This is a genomic window from Pseudomonas inefficax (assembly GCF_900277125.1).
Lineage (GTDB): Bacteria > Pseudomonadota > Gammaproteobacteria > Pseudomonadales > Pseudomonadaceae > Aquipseudomonas > Aquipseudomonas inefficax.
In genome coordinates this window covers 1-1610 of sequence record NZ_OPYN01000217.1, presented here as the reverse complement: position 1 = coordinate 1610, position 1610 = coordinate 1, and the positions used below count along the sequence as shown (strand labels likewise).

Annotated in this window: 2 protein-coding genes and 1 pseudogene; 2 read left to right on the top strand and 1 reads right to left on the bottom strand. The window is 63.4% G+C overall.

Annotated features, from left to right (window positions below):
• Nucleotides 1–148 (top strand): annotated as a pseudogene (locus JV551A3_RS27045) (bifunctional NADH-specific enoyl-ACP reductase/trans-2-enoyl-CoA reductase); the annotation flags it as partial.
• 167 nt (nt 149–315) lie between these two features.
• Nucleotides 316–1224 carry an alpha/beta hydrolase family protein gene (locus JV551A3_RS27040; protein ID WP_133979282.1) on the top strand — a complete coding sequence of 303 codons (909 nt, stop codon included), beginning with the start codon at nt 316–318 and terminating at the stop codon, nt 1222–1224.
• A gap of 127 nt (nt 1225–1351) precedes the next feature.
• Here the strand turns inward: JV551A3_RS27040 and JV551A3_RS27035 are convergent.
• Nucleotides 1352–1610, bottom strand: a 259-nt coding sequence (locus JV551A3_RS27035) for a HopJ type III effector protein (protein ID WP_133979280.1), incomplete at its 5' end; no start/stop codon positions are given.

Here is a 1610-nt window from a genome sequence, read left to right as displayed (position 1 = left end):
ACAGGTGACCACCGAGAACCTGTTCGAGCTGACCGACTATGCCGGTTACAAGAAGCAGTTCCTCAACCTGTTCGGCTTCGAGCGCGCTGACGTCAACTACGACGAAGACGTGGCTACCGATGTGAAGTTCGACTGCGTCGAGCTGTAATCGCTGTTGGCCTGTACCGGCCCTTTCGCGGGTAAACCCGCTCCCACAGGGATCTCACCAAGCCTGAAGGCAGTGGGGACCTTGTGGGAGCGGGCAAGCCCGCGAAGAGGCCGGTACAGGCTATAAAAACTTTGCTAGCTTTGGCGCACAACAACAGGGAATGTGCCATGAGCAGCCTCACCCAACCCGCCACCGCCTTTCGCCACACCGCAGCCGACGGCTACAGCCTCGGCGGCTTCCGCTGGCGCCACGCCCGACCTGATCCCCAGCGCCCGCTGGTGATCATCAACGCTGCCACCTCGGTACGCTGTCGCTACTACTCGCGTTTCGCCGACTACCTGTTCGCCCAAGGCTGCGATGTGCTGACCTACGACTACCGTGGCATCGGCGAATCCCGCCCGGCCTCGCTGCGCGGCTTCCAGGCATCCTGGAGCGACTGGGGCCGGCTGGATTTCGAAGCCATACTTATGCACGCCGCAGAACATTTCCCCGGCCAGCCGGTGGACGTGGTGGGGCACAGTTTTGGTGGTTGCGCAGTGGGGCTGGCACCGTCAGCGAGCAAGATACGCCGGGTGGTGATGGTTGGCGCACAATTCGCCTACTGGCGCGATTACGCGGTTGGTCAGCGCTGGCGGCTATTCGGCAAGTGGCATGTGGTAATGCCGCTGCTCACCCGGGTGTTCGGTTATTTTCCCGGCAAGCGCCTGGGTTGGCTGGAGGACACGCCAGCCGGCGTGGTGCACGACTGGACCACCCGTACCCCGCGCTATGAGCATCGACCCAGCGGGCGCGTACTGGAGGCACTACCGTTCGCCCAGGTGCGGGCGGCGACGCTGGCCATCAGCCTGACCGATGACCCTTTTGGTACCGTGGCGGCGACCGAGCGTTTGCTGGGCTATCTGCAGGGCGCCGAACGTAAGCACCTGCGCATTGCGCCTGTGGATATCTCGGTCGATGAAATTGGCCACTTCGCGTTCTTCCATGACCGGTTTCGCGAGAGTTTGTGGCCGGTGGCGTTGCAGTGGTTGCGGCAGGGGGAATTGGCGGGTGAAGTACCGGGAACCATCATCAGCTGAGGTGGTTTCGAGATTTTGGGGCCGCTCTGCGGCCCTATCGCGACACAAGGCGGCTCCTACAAGGGAACCCGGTGTTCTGTAGGAGCGGCCTTGTGTCGCGATGGGCTGCAAAGCAGCCCGGGCTATCTCAAGCCTTGCGCGCAAGCGGCAGCTCGGCAAACTTGACGCCCGCCAGCCCATGCTCGATCAGCGCACGGATATTGCCATGGTCGCTGCCTTCGGGCGTGGCCACCACGTCACGGTAGTGCTCGCCGAAGGCCAGCAGCGCTTCCTGGTCGCTCAGCCCTTCCAGCAGCGCCAGGCCCAGGGTCTTGCACGAACCTTCGTTCTGCCCGGCCGCATTCGCCACGCCGCCGTTGTCGAAGGCCTGTGGCTGGTAGCTGTAG

Excerpts from the sequence above, each read along its gene's own strand:
- JV551A3_RS27040 (WP_133979282.1), top strand. The coding sequence starts at position 316 with ATGAGCAGCCTCACCCAACCCGCCACCGCCTTTCGCCACACCGCAGCC.